Annotated in this window: 19 protein-coding genes and 1 pseudogene; 15 read left to right on the top strand and 5 right to left on the bottom strand. The window is 67.3% G+C overall.

Translation table 11 applies throughout. From position 1 onward, the window contains the following. Positions 1-130 precede the first annotated feature (130 nt). The 3 genes from ASE66_RS17065 to ASE66_RS17055 all read left to right on the top strand — a co-directional run bounded on the left by ASE66_RS17065 (position 131) and on the right by ASE66_RS17055 (position 2973). Positions 131-1276 carry an alpha-hydroxy acid oxidase gene (locus ASE66_RS17065; RefSeq protein ID WP_057190880.1) on the top strand — a complete coding sequence of 382 codons (1146 nt, stop codon included), beginning with the start codon at positions 131-133 and terminating at the stop codon, positions 1274-1276. 156 nt (positions 1277-1432) lie between these two features. Next, positions 1433-2002 (top strand): TetR/AcrR family transcriptional regulator, encoded by a 570-nt coding sequence (locus ASE66_RS17060; RefSeq protein WP_057190879.1) that lies wholly within the window; start codon positions 1433-1435, stop codon positions 2000-2002. Positions 2003-2085: 83 nt separating this feature from the next. Beyond that, positions 2086-2973, top strand: a complete 888-nt coding sequence (locus tag ASE66_RS17055) for an SDR family NAD(P)-dependent oxidoreductase (protein WP_057190878.1) — start codon at positions 2086-2088, stop codon at positions 2971-2973. Between the two features lie 258 nt (positions 2974-3231). On the opposite strand, the gene ettA is transcribed toward ASE66_RS17055, so the two are convergent. Further along, entirely contained in the window at positions 3232-4884 is a 1653-nt protein-coding gene (gene ettA, locus ASE66_RS17050; RefSeq protein ID WP_057190877.1) for an energy-dependent translational throttle protein EttA, read from the bottom strand. Positions 4885-5070: 186 nt separating this feature from the next. On the opposite strand from ettA, the gene ASE66_RS17045 reads away from it, so the two are divergent. The 6 genes from ASE66_RS17045 to ASE66_RS17020 all read left to right on the top strand — a co-directional run bounded on the left by ASE66_RS17045 (position 5071) and on the right by ASE66_RS17020 (position 11002). Next, complete coding sequence (locus tag ASE66_RS17045) at positions 5071-5862, top strand: FadR/GntR family transcriptional regulator (protein ID WP_057190876.1); 792 nt, start codon at positions 5071-5073, stop codon at positions 5860-5862. Further along, a complete protein-coding gene (locus ASE66_RS17040; protein WP_057190875.1) occupies positions 5822-6367 on the top strand; it encodes a TRAP transporter small permease in 546 nt (181 codons plus the stop codon). Before ASE66_RS17045 ends, ASE66_RS17040 begins: the two co-directional genes overlap by 41 nt. After that, complete coding sequence (locus ASE66_RS17035; RefSeq protein ID WP_057190874.1) at positions 6364-7647, top strand: TRAP transporter large permease; 1284 nt, start codon at positions 6364-6366, stop codon at positions 7645-7647. Before ASE66_RS17040 ends, ASE66_RS17035 begins: the two co-directional genes overlap by 4 nt. A 115-nt stretch (positions 7648-7762) precedes the next feature. After that, entirely contained in the window at positions 7763-8776 is a 1014-nt protein-coding gene (locus tag ASE66_RS17030) for a TRAP transporter substrate-binding protein (protein ID WP_057190873.1), read from the top strand. 132 nt (positions 8777-8908) lie between these two features. Further along, positions 8909-10105: a mandelate racemase/muconate lactonizing enzyme family protein gene (locus ASE66_RS17025; RefSeq protein WP_057190872.1), complete on the top strand. Its 1197-nt coding sequence runs from the start codon at positions 8909-8911 to the stop codon at positions 10103-10105. A gap of 90 nt (positions 10106-10195) precedes the next feature. Further along, positions 10196-11002: an MBL fold metallo-hydrolase gene (locus tag ASE66_RS17020; RefSeq protein WP_156412198.1), complete on the top strand. Its 807-nt coding sequence runs from the start codon at positions 10196-10198 to the stop codon at positions 11000-11002. 12 nt (positions 11003-11014) lie between these two features. Here the strand turns inward: ASE66_RS17020 and ASE66_RS17015 are convergent, their stop codons facing one another. After that, complete coding sequence (locus ASE66_RS17015) at positions 11015-11755, bottom strand: SDR family NAD(P)-dependent oxidoreductase (protein ID WP_057190871.1); 741 nt, start codon at positions 11753-11755, stop codon at positions 11015-11017. Positions 11756-11855: 100 nt separating this feature from the next. Between ASE66_RS17015 and ASE66_RS33705 the strand changes: the two genes are divergently transcribed. Then, positions 11856-12491, top strand: a complete 636-nt coding sequence (locus ASE66_RS33705) for a TetR/AcrR family transcriptional regulator (protein WP_057190870.1) — start codon at positions 11856-11858, stop codon at positions 12489-12491. A gap of 82 nt (positions 12492-12573) precedes the next feature. Then, positions 12574-12900: a hypothetical protein gene (locus tag ASE66_RS17005; protein WP_156412197.1), complete on the top strand. Its 327-nt coding sequence runs from the start codon at positions 12574-12576 to the stop codon at positions 12898-12900. A 7-nt stretch (positions 12901-12907) separates the two neighbouring features. On the opposite strand, the gene ASE66_RS17000 is transcribed toward ASE66_RS17005, so the two are convergent. After that, positions 12908-13792, bottom strand: coding sequence for an AraC family transcriptional regulator (locus ASE66_RS17000; RefSeq protein ID WP_057190868.1), 885 nt, complete (start codon positions 13790-13792; stop codon positions 12908-12910). On the opposite strand from ASE66_RS17000, the pseudogene ASE66_RS16995 reads away from it, so the two are divergent. After that, a pseudogene (locus tag ASE66_RS16995) lies at positions 13791-14203 on the top strand (DUF2000 family protein). The gene ASE66_RS17000 and the pseudogene ASE66_RS16995 overlap by 2 nt on opposite strands. Before the next feature lie 7 nt (positions 14204-14210). Here ASE66_RS16995 and ASE66_RS16990 read toward each other — a convergent pair. Further along, positions 14211-15221, bottom strand: coding sequence for an aldo/keto reductase (locus tag ASE66_RS16990; RefSeq protein ID WP_057190867.1), 1011 nt, complete (start codon positions 15219-15221; stop codon positions 14211-14213). A 119-nt stretch (positions 15222-15340) separates the two neighbouring features. On the opposite strand from ASE66_RS16990, the gene ASE66_RS16985 reads away from it, so the two are divergent. From ASE66_RS16985 to ASE66_RS16975, 3 genes are read left to right on the top strand one after another with little or no spacing between them, the layout of a single operon-like run. Further along, the gene (locus ASE66_RS16985) at positions 15341-16894 is read left to right on the top strand and encodes a flagellar hook-length control protein FliK (protein ID WP_057190866.1); all 1554 of its coding nucleotides are present in this window, start codon (positions 15341-15343) and stop codon (positions 16892-16894) included. Next, on the top strand, positions 16891-17172 hold the full coding sequence (locus ASE66_RS16980) for an EscU/YscU/HrcU family type III secretion system export apparatus switch protein (RefSeq protein ID WP_057190865.1): 282 nt from the start codon (positions 16891-16893) through the stop codon (positions 17170-17172). Before ASE66_RS16985 ends, ASE66_RS16980 begins: the two co-directional genes overlap by 4 nt. Next, positions 17169-18290 carry a GNAT family N-acetyltransferase gene (locus ASE66_RS16975; protein ID WP_057190864.1) on the top strand — a complete coding sequence of 374 codons (1122 nt, stop codon included), beginning with the start codon at positions 17169-17171 and terminating at the stop codon, positions 18288-18290. The genes ASE66_RS16980 and ASE66_RS16975 overlap by 4 nt, the downstream gene beginning before the upstream one ends. Here the strand turns inward: ASE66_RS16975 and ASE66_RS16970 are convergent. Beyond that, positions 18264-19280 carry a hypothetical protein gene (locus tag ASE66_RS16970; RefSeq protein ID WP_057190863.1) on the bottom strand — a complete coding sequence of 339 codons (1017 nt, stop codon included), beginning with the start codon at positions 19278-19280 and terminating at the stop codon, positions 18264-18266. The two genes, ASE66_RS16975 and ASE66_RS16970, sit on opposite strands and share 27 nt — an antisense overlap. Positions 19281-19361 lie beyond the last annotated feature (81 nt).

Raw genomic sequence — 19361 nt, 5'->3', positions numbered from 1 at the left:
TGCCATCGCCGCGCCGGCCTGAACGAGGCCGGAAGCGGGGTCGGCATGCCAAGGTCCGCGCCCTCCCCGGTTGCCTCCCGCGCCGTTCCATGCGACCGGGGACACGGAGAAAACGCGGGATTTGGCGACCATGGCCCAGCTTTTGACCATCGAGGACCTGCGTCTGCTGGCAAAACGCCGCGTCCCGCGCATGTTCTACGACTATGCCGATTCCGGCGCCTGGACCGAGAGCACCTACCGCGCCAACGAGGCCGACTTCGCCGGGATCAAGCTGCGCCAGCGCGTCGCCGTCGACATGACCAACCGCACGCTCGCCTCGACCATGATCGGCGAGCCGGTCGCAATGCCGGTCGCGCTCGCCCCGACCGGCCTCACCGGCATGCAGCACGCCGATGGCGAGATCCTCGCCGCCAAAGCCGCCTCCCGGGCGGGCGTGCCCTTCACACTCTCGACCATGAGCGTCTGCTCGATCGAGGACGTCGCCGAGAACACCGACAAGCCGTTCTGGTTCCAGCTCTATGTGATGCGCGACCGCGCCTTCATCGAGCGCCTGATCGACCGCGCCAAGGCGGCCGGCTGCTCGGCGCTGATGCTGACGCTCGACCTGCAGATCCTCGGCCAGCGCCACAAGGACATCCGCAACGGCCTCTCCGCCCCGCCGAAGCCGACGCTCGCCAACCTGATCAACCTCGCTTTGAAGCCGCGCTGGTGCCTGGGCATGCTCGGCACCAAGCGGCGCAGCTTCGGCAACATCGTCGGCCATGCCAGCGGTGTCGGCGACATGAGCTCGCTCTCGGCCTGGACCGCCGAGCAGTTCGACCCGACGCTGAGCTGGGACGACGTCAAATGGATCAAGGACCGCTGGGGCGGCAAGCTGATCCTGAAGGGCATCCTCGATGCCGAAGACGCCGAGCTCGCGGCCCAGAGCGGCGCCGATGCGCTGATCGTCTCCAACCATGGCGGGCGCCAGCTTGACGGCGCGGTCTCCTCGATCGCGGCCCTGCCCGGCATTGTCGAGCAGGTCGGCGGGCGCATGGAGGTCTGGATGGATGGCGGCATCCGCTCCGGCCAGGACGTGCTGAAGGCGGTCGCGCTCGGCGCCCGTGGCGTGCTGATCGGCCGCCCCTTCCTCTATGGCCTCGGCGCCCTGGGCGAGGAGGGCGTCAGGCTCGCCCTCGACATCATCCGCAAGGAGATGGACATCACCATGGCTCTCTGCGGCAAGCGCGATATCCAGGATGTCGATGGCAACATCCTGGTGAAGGGCAAGGCCTGAGGCGCCTGCTCAGCCGGCGGCGCGAGCACTGCTCACACCTCTCCCACCCGGGAGGTCTTGCGAGTTCACAGCTCTGCGAGATGCGTGGAGCGCCCTTGACTTGCCGGGTTGATTCATTAAATGAGCAATCACTCACTCATTTAGATCAAGCGAACCATGGCCCGTCCCCTCAGCGAAGCGAAGCGCGAAGCGATCCTGGCCGCCGCCTGCAAGCTGGTGGCGGAACTCGGCACCGGCGCGCCGACCGCCAAGATCGCCAGGGAAGCCGGCCTCGCCGAAGGCACGCTCTTCACCTATTTCGCCAACAAGGACGAGTTGCTCAACCAGCTCTATCTCGACCTGAAGACCGACTTCGCCAAGCTCACTGTGGCCTCCTATCCGGCCAATGGCAGCGTGCGCGACCGGTTCGAGCACTTCTGGAACGGCTTCATCGACTGGGGCGCGAGATATCCCGCCAAGCGCAAGGCGCTGCGGCAGCTCGCGGTCTCCGACCGGATCACCCAGGAAACCCGCAGCAAGGCCGCCACGGCTTTCGCCGAGATCAGCGCCATGTTCGAGCAGGGCCACCAAGACGGCGTGCTCAAGAACCAGCCGCAGAGCTTCATCGGCGCGGTTCTGGATGCCATGGGCACCATGACGCTCGACCTGATCGCGCAGGAGCCGAACCGGCACGAGCACTACAGGAAGACCGGCTTCGCGGTCTTCTGGGACGGTATCTCCGCCTGAAACCTACCAAGGAATGGCCGCTTGGGTCCATTTAGTCGATTTAAATGAGCAAGTACTCACTCACAATGTCTAGAGGACATCTCATGACCAAGACCTGGCTGATCACTGGCGCCGCTCGTGGCCTCGGCCGCGCCATCACCGAGGCGGCCCTTGCCGCCGGCGACAACGTCGTCGCGACCGCCCGCGATCCCGGTCGCCTCGCCGACCTCGAGGCCCGATACCCAGACACGTTGCTCTCCTTCGCGCTCGACGTCACCGACATGGCAGCCGCGAACGTGGCCGTGACCGTCACGGTCGACACCTTCGGCCGGCTCGACGTCCTCGTGAACAATGCCGGCTACGGCCACGCCGTCGCCTTCGAGCAGACCAGCGAGGCGAGCTTCCGCGCCCAGATCGAGACCAATTTCTACGGCGTCGTGAATCTCACCCGCGCCGCGTTGCCGGTGATGCGGGCCCAGCGCGCCGGCCAGATCATCAACATCTCCTCGGTCGGCGGGCGCACCGGCACGCCGGGCCTCAGCGCCTACCAGTCGGCGAAATGGGCAGTCGGCGGCTTCACCGAGGTGATTGCCAAGGAGGTCGCCCCGCTCGGCATCAGCATCGTCTCGGTCGAGCCCGGCGGCATGCGCACCGGCTGGGGCGAGATCGCCCGCGGCAATGCCCCGGCCGTGATGCCGGACTACCAGCCCAGCGTCGGCGCCGTGCTCGACCTGCTGAAGGCCTATGTCGGCAACGAGATCGGCGATCCCGAAAGGATCGCCGGGATCATCCTCGACCTCAGCCGGCGCGAGAGCCTGCCGGCCCATCTCGTCCTCGGCAGCGACGCGCTCTTCGTCCTCGCCCAGGCCGAAGCCGAGCGGCAGAGAGAGGCGGCGGAGTGGGCGCAGGTCAGCCGCTCCTCGGACTTCGCCGGCACCGACCTCCAAGCCCTGCAGAAGCTGCTCGGCGGGGAGGCCCGGGCTCGAAGCTAGCTGCTCTGCCAGCCCTGCTTCGCTTTGGCGCACTGGCTTGCCCTGGAGCCACTGGTCATCCCGGACAAGCCGCGCAGCGGCGCCGATCCGGGATCCATGCCGGAGCGCTTCCGGCAAAGGTTCAGGCATGGATCCCGGCTCTACGCTTCGCTCCGGCCGGGATGACATGCGCTTCTGGCAAGACCCAGTAGGTTCCAATACAAAAGACCCGCGCCCCGTTTCCGGAGCGCGGGCCTTTTTGAATCCTGCGCCAACCGCTTAGCGCGTGAACTTCTTGTACTGGATGCGCTTCGGGATGGTGGAATCGATGCCCAGCCGGCGCTGCTTGTCTTCCTCGTAGTCCTGGAAGTTGCCCTCGAACCATTCCACATGGCTGTCGCCCTCGAAGGCGAGGATGTGGGTCGCGATGCGGTCGAGGAACCAGCGATCGTGGCTGATGATCACGGCGCAGCCGGCATAATCCTCCAGCGCCTCTTCGAGAGCCCGCAGCGTGTCGACGTCGAGGTCGTTGGTCGGCTCGTCGAGCAGCAGGACGTTGGCGCCCGATTTCAGCATCTTGGCAAGGTGGACGCGGTTGCGCTCACCGCCCGAGAGCGAGCCGACCTTCTTCTGCTGGTCGCCGCCCTTGAAGTTGAAGGCCGAGCAATAAGCCCTTGAATTGATTTCTTTTTTGCCGAGATAGATGATGTCGTTGCCGCCCGAGATCTCCTCCCAGACATTCTTCTTGTCGTCGAGCGAGTCGCGGCTCTGGTCGACATAGCCGAGCTGGACGCTCTCGCCGATCTTGATCGTGCCGGCATCGGGCTTCTCGACGCCGGTGATCATCTTAAACAGCGTGGTCTTGCCGGCGCCGTTGGGGCCGATCACGCCGACGATGCCGCCCGGCGGCAGCCTGAAGGTGAGCCCGTCGATCAGGAGCTTGTCCTGGAAGCCCTTGGACAGATCCTCGAAGTCGACGACGTTGTTGCCCAGCCGCTCGGCGATCGGGATGACGATCTGCGCGGTGTCCGGCCCCTTGTTCGAGGCCTTCTGCACCAGCTCGTCATAGCGCTGGATACGGGCCTTGCTCTTGGCCTGACGCGCCTTGGGCGATGCGGAGATCCACTCCTGCTCGCGCTCCAGCGTCTTCTGGCGCGAGACGTCCTCGCGGCCTTCCTGGGAGAGGCGCTTCTGCTTCTGCACCGACCAGGCAGAATAGTTGCCCTCATATGGGATGCCCTGGCCGCGATCGAGCTCGAGGATCCAGCTGGTGACGTTGTCGAGGAAGTAGCGATCGTGGGTGACGATCAGGATCGCGCCAGGATAGCTTCGCAGGTGCCCTTCCAGCCAGGCCGTGGTCTCGGCGTCGAGATGGTTGGTCGGCTCGTCGAGCAGCAGCAGTTCCGGCTGTTCGAGCAGCAGCTTGCAGAGCGCGACGCGGCGGCGCTCGCCTCCCGAGAGCTTGCCGACCTCCCAGTCGTCCGGTGGGCAGCGCAGCGCGTCCATCGCCTGGTCGACCTTGGAATCGAGATCCCACAGGCCCTTGGCCTCGATCTCGTCCTGGAGATTGGTCATCTCGTCGGCGGTCTCGTCCGAATAGTTCATGGCGAGCTCGTTGTAGCGGTCGAGGATCGCCTTCTGCGGCGCGACGCCGAGCATGATGTTGTCGCGGACGTTGAGAGTCTCGTCGAGCTTGGGCTCCTGCGGCAGGTAGCCGACGCGCGCGCCTTCCGCGACCCAGGCCTCGCCGGTCCACTCCTTGTCGAAGCCGGCCATGATCTTGAGCAGGGTCGACTTGCCGGCGCCGTTGACGCCGAGCACGCCGATCTTGGCGTCCGGATAGAACGACAGATGGATGTCCTTCAGGACCTGCTTGCCGCCCGGATAGGTCTTCGACAGGCCGCGCATATGATAGATGAACTGACGAGACATGAGGCGTGCGGACTCCGCTTGCGGCTGGCGTTCGGGCTTTGGGGAAATCTGGCCGCTATGTAGCGGCCGGTCGCGCCGCCCGCAACCATCGATGCCTCCATCCTTAATCGAACCCCTTGTTGAAAGCCGGGTCGGAAGGCGCGCTTGCATGCTTGCCTCTCAATCATATGATGATATGATCTATATATGGCTCGCCCTTCGAACTTCCATGCGCATCTCGTCGACCGGCTCGGCCGGGAGATCGTCGCTGGCCAGATCGGGCTCTCCGGCACGCTGCCGCGCGAGGACGAGCTCTGCGCGCATTTCGGCGTCAGCCGCACCGTCATCCGCGAGGCGACCAAGACGCTGCAGGCGCTCGGGCTGATCGTCACCGGCCCGCGCGTCGGCTCGCGGGTCCAGCCGGTCTCGGCCTGGCGATTGCTCGATCCGCAGGTGATGGGCTGGATCAGCGATGCCGACATGGCGAGCGGCTTCCAGCGCGACCTGCTCGAACTGCGCGGCATGATCGAGCCGTCAGCCGCCGGCCTCGCCGCGGAACGCGGCACCGAACAGCAGATCGCCGAGATCACCGCGGCGATGGCGGCGATGACGGCGGCGGGCGACAAGCGGACCCACGAGACCGCCGACTATCGCTTCCACGAGGCGATCCTGGAAGCTTCCGGCAATCTCCTGCTGATCCAGCTGAAGCCGATCCTGGAGGCCGTGCTCAAGGCCTCGTTCGGGCTCTCGATGCATGACCTCGAGCGCGCCCGGGCCTCGCTCGCGATCCACCGCGTCGTCACCGACGCCATCGTCGCCCGCGACCCGGAACGGGCGCGGCGGACCATGGCGGAGCTGATCGCGGTCGCCCGCGCCGACATGGAAAACGCCGACCGCACCAAACCAGAGGCGCCGAAGAGCGCCGGAACACAAACAACAGACCAACGGGAAACGTCCAATGCTGCGTCACGCCGAAAGGTGGGTCTTACGCGCGCTTGAGTTCAGTCTCGTCGCCCTGCTCGCAGGCATGGTGGCGATGGTGTTCGGCAATGTCGTGCTGCGCTACGCGTTCAACTCCGGCATCGACGTGTCGGAGGAGCTATCGCGCTATTTCTTCGTCTGGCTGACCTTCATCGGCGCCGTCGTTGTGATGCGCGAAAACGGTCATCTCGGCGTCGACACCCTCGTCGGCGCGCTCGGCGACAAGGGCCGCCGGCTCTGCATGATCGCCAGCGACATCATCGTGCTGGTCTGCTCCCTGATGCTGCTCGACGGCACCTGGAGCCAGCAGGCGATCAACCAGACCTCTGTCGCTCCCGTCACCGGCATCAGCATGGCCTATGTCTACGGCGTGCTCTACTTCGCCGGCGCCGGCATCGCGCTGATCACGCTCGGCCGCCTGTTCCGGGCGCTGACCGGAATGCTTGGCCCATACGAACTCGCCGAATTCGCCGGCGACTACAGCGCCAGCCCCTCGCATAACCTGAAGGGGCACCTGGAATGACCGTCGCCGTCTTCCTCGTCTCGCTCTGCGGAGCGATGGCGCTCGGTATGCCGATCGCCTTTGCGCTGATCGTCTGCGCCGTCAGCCTGATGCTCTGGCTCGGCGTCTACGACACCCAGATCATCGCGCAGAACATGATCATCGGCGCGGATTCGTTCCAGCTTCTCGCCATTCCCTTCTTCCTGCTCGCCGGCGAACTGATGAATGCCGGCGGCCTCTCGAAGCGCATCGTCAACTTCGCACTCTCGCTGGTCGGCCATCTCCATGGCGGCCTCGGCTATGTCGCGATTTTCGCGGCGATCATCATGGCCTCGCTCTCCGGCTCGGCCGCGGCCGACACCGCCGCCCTTGCCTCGATCCTGCTGCCGATGATGCGCAGCGCCGGCTACGATGTCGGCCGCTCGGCCGGCCTGATCGCATCGGGCGGCATCATCGCGCCGATCATCCCGCCGTCGATCGGCTTCATCGTCTTCGGCGTCGCCGCCAATCTCTCGATCACCAAGCTCTTCCTCGCCGGCGTCTTCCCCGGCCTGCTGATCGGCCTCTCGCTGGTCATCGCCTGGTGGATCGTCTGCCGCAGGGACGTGATCACCGTCCTGCCGCGCAAGACCGGCGCCGAGCGCCTGCAGGCGACCTGGGACGGATCGCTTGCGCTCCTCATGCCGATCGCGATCCTCGGCGGCATCCGCTTCGGCATCGTCACGCCGACGGAAGCGGCGGTGGTAGCCACCGTCTATGCGCTGATCGTCGGCATGTTCGTCTATCGCGAGCTGAAGCTGCGCGATCTCTACCGGGTGACGCTGCTGGCGGCGAAGACGACCAGCGCCGTGATGCTGCTCGTCGCCGCGGCCGTGGTCTCGGCCTGGCTGATTACGCAGGCGAATATCCCGGCCGAACTCTCCTCGCTGCTCGAGCCCTTCATGGGCAATCAGACCCTGCTGATGATCATCATCATGCTGCTGGTCATGGCGGTCGGCACGGCGCTCGACTTCACCCCGACCGTGCTGATCCTGACGCCGGTGCTGATGCCGATCGTCAAGCAGGCCGGGATCGACCCGATCTATTTCGGCGTCCTCTTCATCATCAACAACGCCATCGGCCTGATCACGCCGCCGGTCGGCATCGTGCTCAACGTCGTCTGCGGCGTCGCCCGCGTCCCGATGAGCGCGGTGATCCGCGGCGTCTGGCCGTTCTTCATCGCCCAGTCGATCGCGATGTTCCTGCTCGTGCTGTTCCCGCAGCTCGTGATGGTGCCGCTCGCCTGGCTGAGCGGACGCTAGAGCCCGTTCCGATCGGCTTGCGCCGCAAGCTGATCGGTAAAACGGTCTCTAAATTCAAAGTGAGACCTGCCTGCCTACCCGAAACCAAGAAGAGTTCAGTACCAGGGAGTAGACCATGACCAAGACAGCCCGCCTCCTCTCGCTTGTCGCCGGCGTCGCGCTCGCGGCATTCGCCGGCTCGGCCCAGGCGCAGATCAAGGAGCGCAACATCCGCGTCTCCAACGGCATCAACGAGGACCATCCCGTCGGCAACGGCGTCGCCAAGATGAAGGCCTGCATGGCCGAGAAATCCGGCGGCAAGCTCAAGCTCCAGGCCTTCTGGGGCGGCGCGCTCGGCGGCGACCTGCAGGCGACGCAGGCGCTGCGCGCCGGCACGCAGGAGATGGTGATCACCTCCTCCTCGCCGCTGGTGGGCATCATGCCGGAGCTCGGCGTCTTCGACCTGCCCTTCCTGTTCACCGACGAGAAGGAGGCCGATGCCGTGCTCGACGGCGCCTTCGGCAAGTACATCTCCGAAAAGTTGCCGGGCTTCGGCGTGGTCAACCTGGCCTATTGGGAGAACGGCTTCCGCAATCTCACCAATTCGAAGCGCGCCGTGACCAAGGCCGAGGAGATGACCGGGCTCAAGGTCCGCGTCATGCAGAACAACATCTTCCTTGACAGCTTCAAGACCATGGGCGCCAACGCGACGCCGATGGCCTTCGGCGAGGTCTTCGCCGCGCTGGAGACCCATGCGATCGACGGCCAGGAGAACCCGCTCGTCACCATCGACACCTCGAAGCTCTACGAGGTCCAGAAGTACCTGACCCTGTCCCGGCACGCCTATACGCCGTTCCTGATGCTCTATTCGAAGAAGCTCTGGGACCAGCTCTCGGCCGAGGAGCAGAAGGTGCTGAGCGACTGCGCCATCGTCGGCCGCGACGAGGAGCGCAAGGTCTCGCGCGAGCTCAACGACAAGTCCCTCGTCAATCTCAAGGCGAAGGGCATGCAGGTCAGCGAGGTCAGCGCCGAGGAGCTCGGCAAGATGCGCGACAGCACCCAGGCCGTCTATCAGCGTCACCAGGCGACGATCGGCAAGGACACGATCGAGCGCATCCAGGCCGACCTCGCCAAGATCCGCGGCAAATAAGCCGGCCTACCAACGCCGTCATGGTCGGGCTTGACCCGACCATCTCGGAAACCAGCGCCCTCTGGTCCTCGGGGCAAGCCCGAGAATGACGCCTGCCCCATGCTCCATATTCCAACCAATCCCGGACCACCGATGAAGATCACCGCCCTCGAAACCATCCGCCTCGCCGAGTTCGGCAACCTCGTCTGGGTGCGCCTGCACACCGATGACGGGCTCGTCGGCCTCGGCGAGACCTTCATGGGCGCCGCCGCGGTCGAGGCCTATCTGCACGAGAGTGTCGCGCCCAAGCTGCTAGGCGAGGACCCGCTGCAGATCGAGGCGCGCAATGCCAGCCTGAACAATTATCTCGGCTGGCGCGGCTCGGGCGTCGAGACGCGCGGCAACTCCGCCGTCGATCTCGCGCTCTGGGACATCTACGGCAAGGCGATCGGCCAGCCGGTCTCGATCGCGCTCGGTGGCCGGTCCCGCGACACGATCCGCACCTACAACACCTGCGCGGGCTACAAATACATCCGCGATGCCCGCTCCCAGAAGGTTGCGAACTGGCATGTCGGCGAGCAGGGCGGCCCCTATGAGGACCTCGAAGGCTTCCTCTACCGGGCCGATGATCTCGCGCATTCCCTGCTGGAGCAGGGTATCACCGGCATGAAGATCTGGCCCTTCGACATCGCCGCCGAGCGCACCGCCGGCTGGGACATCAGCCCGCAGGAGCTGAACACGGCGCTCGAACCCTTCCGCAAGATCAGGAAGGCAGTCGGCGACAAGATGGACATCATGGTCGAGTTCCACTCGCTGTGGAGCCTGCCCATGGCGAAGAAGCTGGCCGAGCGCCTCGCCGAGTTCGACACCTACTGGCACGAGGATCCGTTCCGCCTCGACAATGTCCAGGACCTCGGCGAGTACGCCCGCCATTCCAAGGCCTGGGTCTGCGCCTCGGAGACGCTGGCCTACACCCACTCCTTCCGCGACTATCTCGAGACCAAGGCGGCCGGCGTCGTCATGCTCGATCTGTCCTGGTGCGGCGGCCTCTCGGAGGCGCGCAAGATCGCCGGCATGGCCGAGGCCTGGCACACCCCGGTTGCGCCGCATGACTGCACCGGCCCGGTGGTCTACGCGGCCTCCTGCCATTTCTCGCTGCACGCCCGCAACGCACTGATCCAGGAATCGGTACGGGCCTTCTACACCGGCTGGTACACCGAGCTCGTCACCGAATTGCCCAAGGCCGAGAACGGCATGATCACGGTCTCGGAAGCGCCCGGCCTCGGCCTCGAACTGCTGCCGGGCCTGGAGAAGCGCGCCGACGCGATCGTGAGGGTCAGCAAGGGCTGACCTTCAGGCTTCACAAACCCGCCAGCCGGCTTTCCGCGGCCCGGCTTTTGCGGGAAGCTCCCAGTGCAGCAATTGCCCTGGGAGCCGACGATGACGGTTGCGACGATGCTGGCGCGGCTTGCCCTGGCCGCCATCCTCGCGACCGGCCTCGCCGGCCCTGCCCTCGCCCAGGCGAACGAGCCGGGCTGCCGGCCGGAAATGGCGAGCTATCGCCTGCCGATCCAGCGCGCGAACCTCGCAAAGGACGAGGTCCGCCTGAGCTTCATCGGCCATGCCACCTTCCTGATCGAGACGCCTGGCGGGGTGAAGGTCGCGACCGACTACAACGACTATGTCCGCCCGCCGGTGACGCCCGACATCGCGACGATGAACAAGGCGCACTCGACCCACTACTCCCGCGCGCCTGATCCGGCGATCAAGCAGGTGCTGCCGGGCTGGGACCCGTCCGGCAAGGGGCCCGCGCAGCACGACGTCACGCTCGGCGACATCCGCGTGCGCAACGTCCCGACCAACATCCGCACCTATGGCGGCGATACCGATTTCAACGGCAACTCGATGTTCGTCTTCGAGATCGGCGAGCTCTGCATCGCCCATCTCGGCCATCTCCATCACCCGCTCGAACCCGGCCATTTGCGCGCGCTCGGGCGGGTCGACATCGTGCTCTTCCCGGTCGATGGCAGCTATACGCTCGACCAGGAGGGCATGCTGGACGTGCTAAAGGCCGTGCAGGCCCGGGTGATGATCCCGATGCACTTCTTCGGCGGCGGCACCCTCAACCGCTTCCTCGCCCGCTCGCAGGATCTCTGGCCGGTCGAGCGCCGCGAGCGGCCGGAGATCGTGCTCTCGAAGGCAACGCTCCCGGCCAAGCCGACGATCATCGTGCTGCCGGGGCACTGAGTGCCGCAGCGCTCAGGTGTTCACCCCGCCATCGATCGTGATCCCCGCGCCGGTGATGAAGCGCCCCTCCTCGCTCGCGAGATAGGCGACGAGGCCGGCGATATCCTCGGCCTTGCCGAAGCGCGGGATCGCCATTCTGACGCGCTGCGCTTCGGCATGCTCGCCATCGGCGGGATTCATGTCGGTATCGGTCGAGCCGGGATGAACGACGTTGACCGTGATGCCGCGCGGGCCGAGATCGCGGGCGAGGCCCTTGGTGAAGCCGATCAACGCCGCCTTGCTCATCGCATAGAGCGCGATGCCCGGCTCCATCACGCGCTCGGCCAGGCACGAGCCGGTGGTGATGATCCGGCCGCCATCGGGCAGGTGCTTGGCGGCAGCCTGCGAAGCGATGATCACCGCGCGGACATTGATCGCGATGATCGCGTCGATCTCCTTGAGATCCCAGCTGCCGACCTCGCCATAGTGCCAGATGCCGGCATTGTTCACGAGGATGTCGAGCCCGCCGAGCTCTGCTGCCGCCTTGTCGACCGCGTCCGTCACCGCTGCCGGATCGGCACTATCGGCCTGGAGCACCACGGCCTTGCGGCCGAGCGCCCGGATTTGCGCCGCCACGGCCTCGGCCTTGTCGCGGGCGTGCTCATAGGTCAGCGCCACATCCGCTCCGTCCTGCGCCAGCCTGAGCGCCGTCGCCGCGCCGATGCCGCGGCTTCCGCCGGTCACCAGGGCCTTCTTGCCTGCCAGTTTTGTCATGGGTCACCATATTTGTAGCGATTGATACAAATACAAATGATGCGCTTGCCCCAGCGCGTCAAGCGATTTATTTATCGGTCGATACAGAAAGGTGACAGCCATGGCCGAACGAGGCCGCCCACGTACCTTCGACCGGGGGGAGGCCCTCCACCGGGCAATGCTGCTGTTCTGGGAGAAGGGCTATCAGGGCACCTCGATGAGCGAGCTCACCGCGGCGATGGGCATCAACGCGCCGAGCCTCTACGCCTGCTTCGGCAGCAAGGAGGCGCTCTATCGCGAGACGATGGCGCTGTACGACGACTACGAAGGCGGCGGCTTCGGCGCCGCACTCGCTGCCGCTCCGGACGCGCGCGCTGCGATCGAGACATATTTGATGGGGTCGGCCAGGCTCTTCACCCGCCCCGGCAAACCGGCAGGCTGCATGGTCGTGCTCTCCGTCATCCAGGCTGCCGGGGTGAGCGAGGAGGCCGCCTGCGAGTTGCGCGACGCCCGCGCCGAGATGCAGGGGCTGCTGGAGGCTCGGTTGCGGACAGAGGCCGCGAAAGGCGCGCTTCCCGCGTCGTGCGACATCTCAGCCATCGCGTCCTTCTACATCACGGTGCAACAGGGCATGTCGATCCGCGCGCGTGACGGGGCGACCCGCACCCAACTCGAGGCCGTGGCGCAAGGGGCGATGATGGCCTGGGACGGGTTGACCAGAGCCCGGGCCACCGCACAGCCCTCGCTATCCATTTAACGCCTTGCTCAGCCTGATCCGAGGCTTTGCTGGGCAGGAAAGGTTCGCTCAGACACAATCATGCCGCGCAATGGAGCCTGGCATGATCCGTCGTCTCGTCGCCGCCGCCCTCGCTATCGCTTTGCTGCCGGCCAGTGCCGAAGCCGCCAAGCTTCGCTTCAGCAGCGGCAGCCGTTCGCACAACCCGCATGCCGACCAGAGCCAGCGAGACGGCTCCCATGTCGCAGTGACCCCAAGCTTGCGCAGCCGCCAGGCGGAAAGCGCCACGGCGAACCAGCCGTCCCGCACCGCGGCGCCCACCGCTGTCTCGGCGACCGAGACCGCTGAGTTGCGCGGTACACAGCCCGCCGAACCACAAATCTGGTGCCGCTCGCAGACGGTCGTCGGCGGCTTCTGCATCCTGAACTGAGTGCCCCTCAGGCGGCCTCCGGCACGCCGCCGACCTGCATCGCCCGCCAGCGTCCGGGCGATTGCCCGTAGGCACGGCGAAAGTGCCGGGTCATATGGCTCTGGTCGGCGAAGCCGCTGGCCGCAGCCGCCTCGGCCAGCGCTTCGCCCCGGCGGATCAGCAATCGCGCACGCTCGAGCCGGCGCATCACCAGGTAATAATGCGGGCTGGTGCCGTAGCGGCGGCGGAACTGCCGCGCCAGCGCATAGCGATCGAGCCCGGTGACGCTCTCCAACATGGTGGAATCGATCGCCTCATCGCGGCTCTCGCTCAGGAAATCACGCGCCCGCTCGCAAGCCCGCATCGCCGGCGTCTCGGCGCCATCCAGCGCGCAGGACGGATCGAGCCGCAGCAGTGCCTCGGCCAGTGCACCGACCGCCGCATCGCGCTCCAGCGGCTCAAGCGCATGCTCGACATCGCCGAGCAGGCCGACCAGCGCCCGCATCAGGCTGCCATCACGGCAGACCGCATTGCCGATGAACGGAATCGCGCTGGCGCGCCTGGCGAGCGCCGTCATGATCTGGCCCGGCTCGATATAGGCCATGCGGTAGCGAAAGCCGCTCTCGATCCCCGCCCGGCCGTTATGCAATTCGTCCGGATGCAGCACGATCAGGTCGCCCGGCGTCGAGTCCCGTTGCGCGCCGCGGTGATCAAAGCTCTGCACCCCGCTGATCGTGTAGCCGATCGCGTAGGTGTCGTGCCGGTGCGTGTCATAGGCATGGCCGCTGAAGAAGGCCTCGATCCGTTCGATGCCCTCCCCGTCCGGCGCGCTGCGGATCCAGTCGCCCGGCGAGGCGAGCGCGCACGAACGTTCAAGACCGGCGAGCTGGCCGAGCCCTATCGCTGTCGTCATGCGCTTCGACACCAAGATTGCCATCATCGTCCATGTAGAGCTCGCCGCCTGGCAGAAGCTCAACGTCACCGCCTTCCTCGCCGGCGGGCTCGTCGCCGCCGCGCCGGAACTCGGCGGCCAAGCTTACCGCGACGGCTCGGGCAAGGTCTACGGTCCGCTGGTGCGCCAGCCGATCCTGGTCTTCGCGGCGACCTCCGCCGACCTCACCCGCGTCCTGCGCCGCGCTGGCGAAGCGGGCCAGACGCGCCCTCGCTCTACACCCGCGAACTGTTCGCGACCGGCCATGACGAGGCCAACCGCGCCGCCGTCGCAGCGGTCGCGAGCGAGGCGCTCGACCTCGTCGGGATCGCGCTGCACGGCGAGCGCAAGGCCGTCGACAAGGCGATCAAGGGGCTGAAGCTGCATCCTTGAGCAGCCCTCACCCCGTCCGCGCCGACCGCCCTTCCAGCGGGTAGGCCGGATCGCTGTAGCCCGGCGTCGAGGGGTGGCCCGCCGGCACGAGCCGATCGACCAGCGCCTCGTCATCGGCGGTGAAGTCGGCTGACAGCGCCGAGAGATAGCCCTGCCATTGTTCCATGGTGCGCGGCCCCGCCACGGCGGCGGTCAGGAGCTTGTTGTTCAGCACCCAGCCGACCGCGAACTGCACGGGCGTGAGGCCGCGCCCCGCGGCGTGGTCGGCGATGGTGCGGGCGATGACGAGCGATTCCTCGCGCCATTCGGTCTGCATGATGCGCTTGTCGGCGCGGCCGGCACGCGTGCCTTCTGGCGGGGCCTGGCCGGGCGCATATTTCGCCGTCAGCACGCCGCGCGCCAATGGCGAGTAGCTGGCGACGCCGAGCCCGTAATAGCCGCAGGCCGGCAGGTGCTCGACCTCCGGCATCCGGTTCATCGCATTGTAATAGGGCTGGCTGACCACCGGCCGGTCGATGCCGAGCTCGTCGCAGAGCCGGCAGATCTCGGCGACGCGCCAGCCGCGATAATTCGAGACACCGAAATAGCGGATCTTGCCGGCCCGCACGAGGTCGCCGATCGCCCTGATCGTCTCTGCCAGCGGCGTCTCGTGGTCTTCCTTGTGCAGGTAGTAGATATCTATGAAATCGCTGCCGAGGCGCTTCAGGCTGGCATCGCACGCCTCAAACAGCCATTTGCGCGAGAGCCCGCGCTGGTTCGGCCCCTCGCCCATCGCGTTCGCCGCCTTGGTCGCCAGCACCCAGCCATGGCGGTTGCCGGCGATGGCGCGGCCGGTGATCTCCTCCGAGCGCCCCTCCGCATAGACGTCGGCCGTGTCGATGAAGTTGATGCCGGCGCCCGCGGCGCTGTCGATGATCGCGCGCGCATCGGCTTCCTCGGTCTGTGCGCCGAACATCATCGTGCCCAGGCAGAGCGGGGAGACCTTGAGACCGGAACGGCCGAGCGCGCGATAATCCATGACGACATCTCCAGAACAGGCGGGCAAACCTGCCGCAGAGCCGGCCCTCGCACCAGCGCAGCTGACGCAATGCCGCCGCGCGCAAGAGAATCCTTAACATTTCGTGCCAGGCTCCCCTGATGGCAGCCATCCCGCCCGATCCGTCGCAACTCGCCGCGCTCGTCAAGAGCCAGAGCCTCGCGACCCTGCTCGCGGCGATGACCGGCAATGGCGGCCTTGCCGCCGGCAAGACGGTCGAAGCCAAGCTCGTCTCGCTCGATGGCGACGGCAACGCCACCGCTTTGGTCAATGGCGTCAAGGTCGCGCTCGTGCTCGCCGGCCCCGAGGCCAGGCAGGCCGCGCTGCAGCCCGGCGCCAGCCTGATGCTCAAGCTTGCCGCGCCCGCCGAACCCGGCGCCCCGCTGCAGGCGACGCTGGTCGGCATTCGGCCTGCGCCAGCTGAGGGCGCCAGCGCCCCCCACGCTTCGACACCGGCGGGGCAAGCGACGGTCGGCACAACGCCCTCGGCTTCCCAGCCGGCACCGCAATCGCCCCTGGCGACAGCGTCCGCCGCAACGGCCCAGGCATCGACGGTCCCCGCCGCTCTGCAGGCGGGCCGCACGATCTCCACCGCCACTGCACCGGTCGTCCCGCAGACAGCGCCCATTTCGCCCCGCGCGGTCGCAGGCCCCCTGCTCGGCGCCGCGCTCGGGCGGCAGGACAGTCTCGCCCCGCTCTTCGCCAATCTCGGCAGCCTGGCGCAGGGCTCGGTCGCGCTCACCTTGCCGAAGCCGTTGATGACGGTGGTCGATCAGATCCTCGCCCAGCGGCTGCCGGCAGCAGAAGCCCGGCCCGTCACCGCCGAAGCGCTGAAGGCCGCCATCGCCCGCTCCGGTGTCTTCCTCGAAGCCAGGCAGGCGGCTGGAGAAGCCCCAACGCCGCAGACCGACCTCAAGGCGGCCCTGCAAAGCCTGCGCGATCTGCTGAAGCCCGCGGTCGAAGGTGCGCCGGCGGCGCGCCCTCAACTGCCGCTCCCCGGCGAAGCGACGAACGAAACTGCGCCGCAGCCCGGGCGCCCAGCCGTACGCAGCACACCAGAGCAGGACGCCGCCGCATCGACACCAGCCAAGACCCGCCCTGCCCCGCCGCGCGACGGCCTCTTGACGCCGCAGCCGGCCGCGGAGGCCAGTCTGACCAGCGCCGCTCGGCCGGCCATGATCGCGCAAACGCTGTTCGGCCAGGCGGAGGCGGCGCTCGATCGTATCGCGCTCGCCCAATACGCCTCGCTGCCACAAGAGGCCGCGCGGCTCGACCAGCAGCCGCCGGCGCGCTGGCTGACCGAGATCCCGCTCGCTCTGCCGAACGGCACCGCCGTGCTGCCGCTCGAAATCGAGCGCGATCCACCCCAGTCCGGGTCCGCAACACCTGATGCGCCGCTCTGGCGCGTGCGCTTCGCGCTCGATGTCGAGCCGCTCGGCGCGCTGCAGGGCGTGGTGACGCTGCAGGGCCGCGCCATCGGCGTCTCCTTCTGGGCCGAGCGCGAGGACACCAGCCGCCTGCTGCGGCAGGCGACTCCGGACCTGGAGACCTCGCTGCTCAGATCGCGCTTCGACAGCGCCGAATTCGAGGTCTTCACCGGCCACCCGCAGCAGGCCAAGGCGAGCGCCGGCCAGTTCCTGGACCGCCGCTCATGACCCAGCCTCTGCCGCTGCCGCTCGCCGTCGCGCTCGAATATGACGGCCAGGGCGCCCCGCGCGTCACCGCCAAGGGTCATGGCGTCGTCGCGGAGAAGATCATCGAGACGGCGCGCGAGCACGACATCGCGGTCGAGCAGAACGCCGTGCTGGCGCAGGCGCTTTCGGCGGTCGAGCTCGAGGACACGATCCCCGAGGAACTCTACCTCGCAACCGCGCAGGTCATCGCCTTCGTGCTCGGCCTGCGCCGCCGCAGCGGTGGTCCGCCGCGCCCATGACCGCTTCTATCGCGGTCAGCCGCCTGGCGGCGGCGGCCTATGGCGCAACCTACGCAAATGCCTTCGCCGATCTCTGCCGAAGGGCCGAGGCGCCAAACCTCCATATGGCGCCGGCGGCCGTCGCGGCTGCACTGAGCTTCGGCATCGCCAACGACGACATCGTCGTCCTCGCGGCGCATGAGCCAGGCGAGGAGCAACTGCTCGGCATCTGGGCCCTGCGTCAGGTGCGCAGCCTCCACAGCGGCTTCGTACCCGTCCTCGAGGCGCCGCTGGTGCCGCTCTACGAGGTGTCATCGGCCCCGGTGCTCGACCGAGAACGCGCCGGCGATGTCGCTGTTGCGCTGGTGCGCGCCATCGTCGAGGCGCCCGACCTGCCGAAGATCCTGAAGCTGCCTCTCTTACCCATGCAGGGTAACGTTTTCGCCGCCATCGAGGCCGCGCTGGCGGCGACCGACAGCACCATCGCGACCTTCGAGCGCTGGCAGCGGCCGATGCTGGTTCCCGAGCCGGGCGACGATGCCGAGCACTACCTGCGCCGCGTCCTCGGCCAAGGCTACAAGAAGCGCATGCAGCAGCACCGCCAGCTCGAGAAGGCCGGCACGCTAACTTATGAACGCCAGCGCGGCGCTGACGCTGTCGCCGCGCGGGAGGATGTCCTGGCGCTCGAAGCCGCCGGCTGGAAAGGCCGTGGCGGCACCGCGCTCGCAAGCCTGCCGCGCGACGGCGCCTATATCCGCGAGCTCGTTCGGAATTTCGCCGCCACTGACGCTGCTCGTATCGACTTGCTGCGGCTGGATGGTGTGCCGATCGCAGGCGGCCTGCTGCTCGATCTCGCCGGGCAGTCGCACTTCCTCAAGATCGCCTATGACGAGGGCAAGGCGCGGCTCTCGCCCGGCCGGGCGCTCGCCATCGAGATGTTGCGGGCCGATTTCGCCGAGGGCCGCCCTTTCCGGCTCGACAGCGGCGCCGGCGACCGGGTCGATCCATCCGCTTATCCCTGGGGCGAGCGCCAGGAGATGGCGAGCGCGGTCATCGCGCTCGCAGGCCGCTCCGCGCTCCTGCCCCGGCTCGCAGCGACGGCGCGCCTTCAGCTAAGGCGCTGGCGCGACCGCGCCTGAAGCGAGACCGAGCTGGGCCAGAACCCAGCGTCCGACTTCCGGCTTGAAGTGGACATTGTCGACCCAGAAGCGTGACGAGCCCCGGTCCGGATCGAAATCGTCGAAGGGGTGGCCGGTCGTCAGGTCATACAGGGTGAGGCCATGCCGGGCCGTCACCGCGGCTATATCCGTTCGCCAACGCTCGAACTCTCGCAAGCGCCCACCTTCGGTCAGGAGCGCGAGCTGCACTTCATTCATCGGCGAGAGATAGATCGCGATATCGAGACCACGCAGGCGGTCAAGCGCAGCATCGAGCGCCGCGAGCCGTTCTGGCTCATAGACCATCGCCGCGATGTCCTGCGCTGCCGCGACCTTGCGTGTCAGCGCGGCATTGAAATCCGGCGTCGTCTTGAAGCCGTCACCGCGCCAGAGACCGGGCTCGGTGCGCTGTTGCCCTCCGCCCCGCAGATTCTCAGGCGTATCCGAGTTGAACATCAGCTTCAGCCGCATCTCGGTGCGCCCGAGCGCGCTCGCCAGTTCCGGCCGCAGCGGTGGAGGTGGCGGCAGCCGCGTGAACATAAAGTAGTCGAGCCCGATGACGACGTGCCGCACGCTACCGACATCGCGGGCCAATGCCGCGAGCACCGGCAGTTCCGCCGCCATCAGCGAGGAGAAGCCGGCATTATAGACCGGCCGCGGCAACCCGGGCGCGAGATCGCGCGGGTCGAGCCCGCGATAGACCACCGAGGAACCAACGAGCAGCGTGCCCGGCCGGAGATTGGCGATCTGCAGCGGCTTCACCCGGCGCATCTGCGTGTCGAGCAGGCGGCTGGCTCCTGCTCCATCATGCGTCCAAGGCGGTGCCGCGCGGAAGACCCAGAACGGATCACGCCAGAGCGTTGCAGCCGCGGTCAGCAGCAGCACGCCGGCAACCACAGCGACGAAGGTCACCACGAAGCCGCGGCCACGGACGGGTCGATCGATAACAGCACTGCTCGGCACGGCGGTCATCGCGCGGCGCTACCAGATCACGGCGCAGCCCGCGAGCCCTTGCGTTGACCGGAGCCCCGAGCTGCTCGATAGACGATGGAC

Origin of the sequence: Allobosea sp. Root483D1 (genome assembly GCF_001429505.1) — a bacterium.
GTDB lineage: Bacteria > Pseudomonadota > Alphaproteobacteria > Rhizobiales > Beijerinckiaceae > Allobosea.
This window is presented reverse-complemented; position numbering and strand designations above follow the sequence as displayed.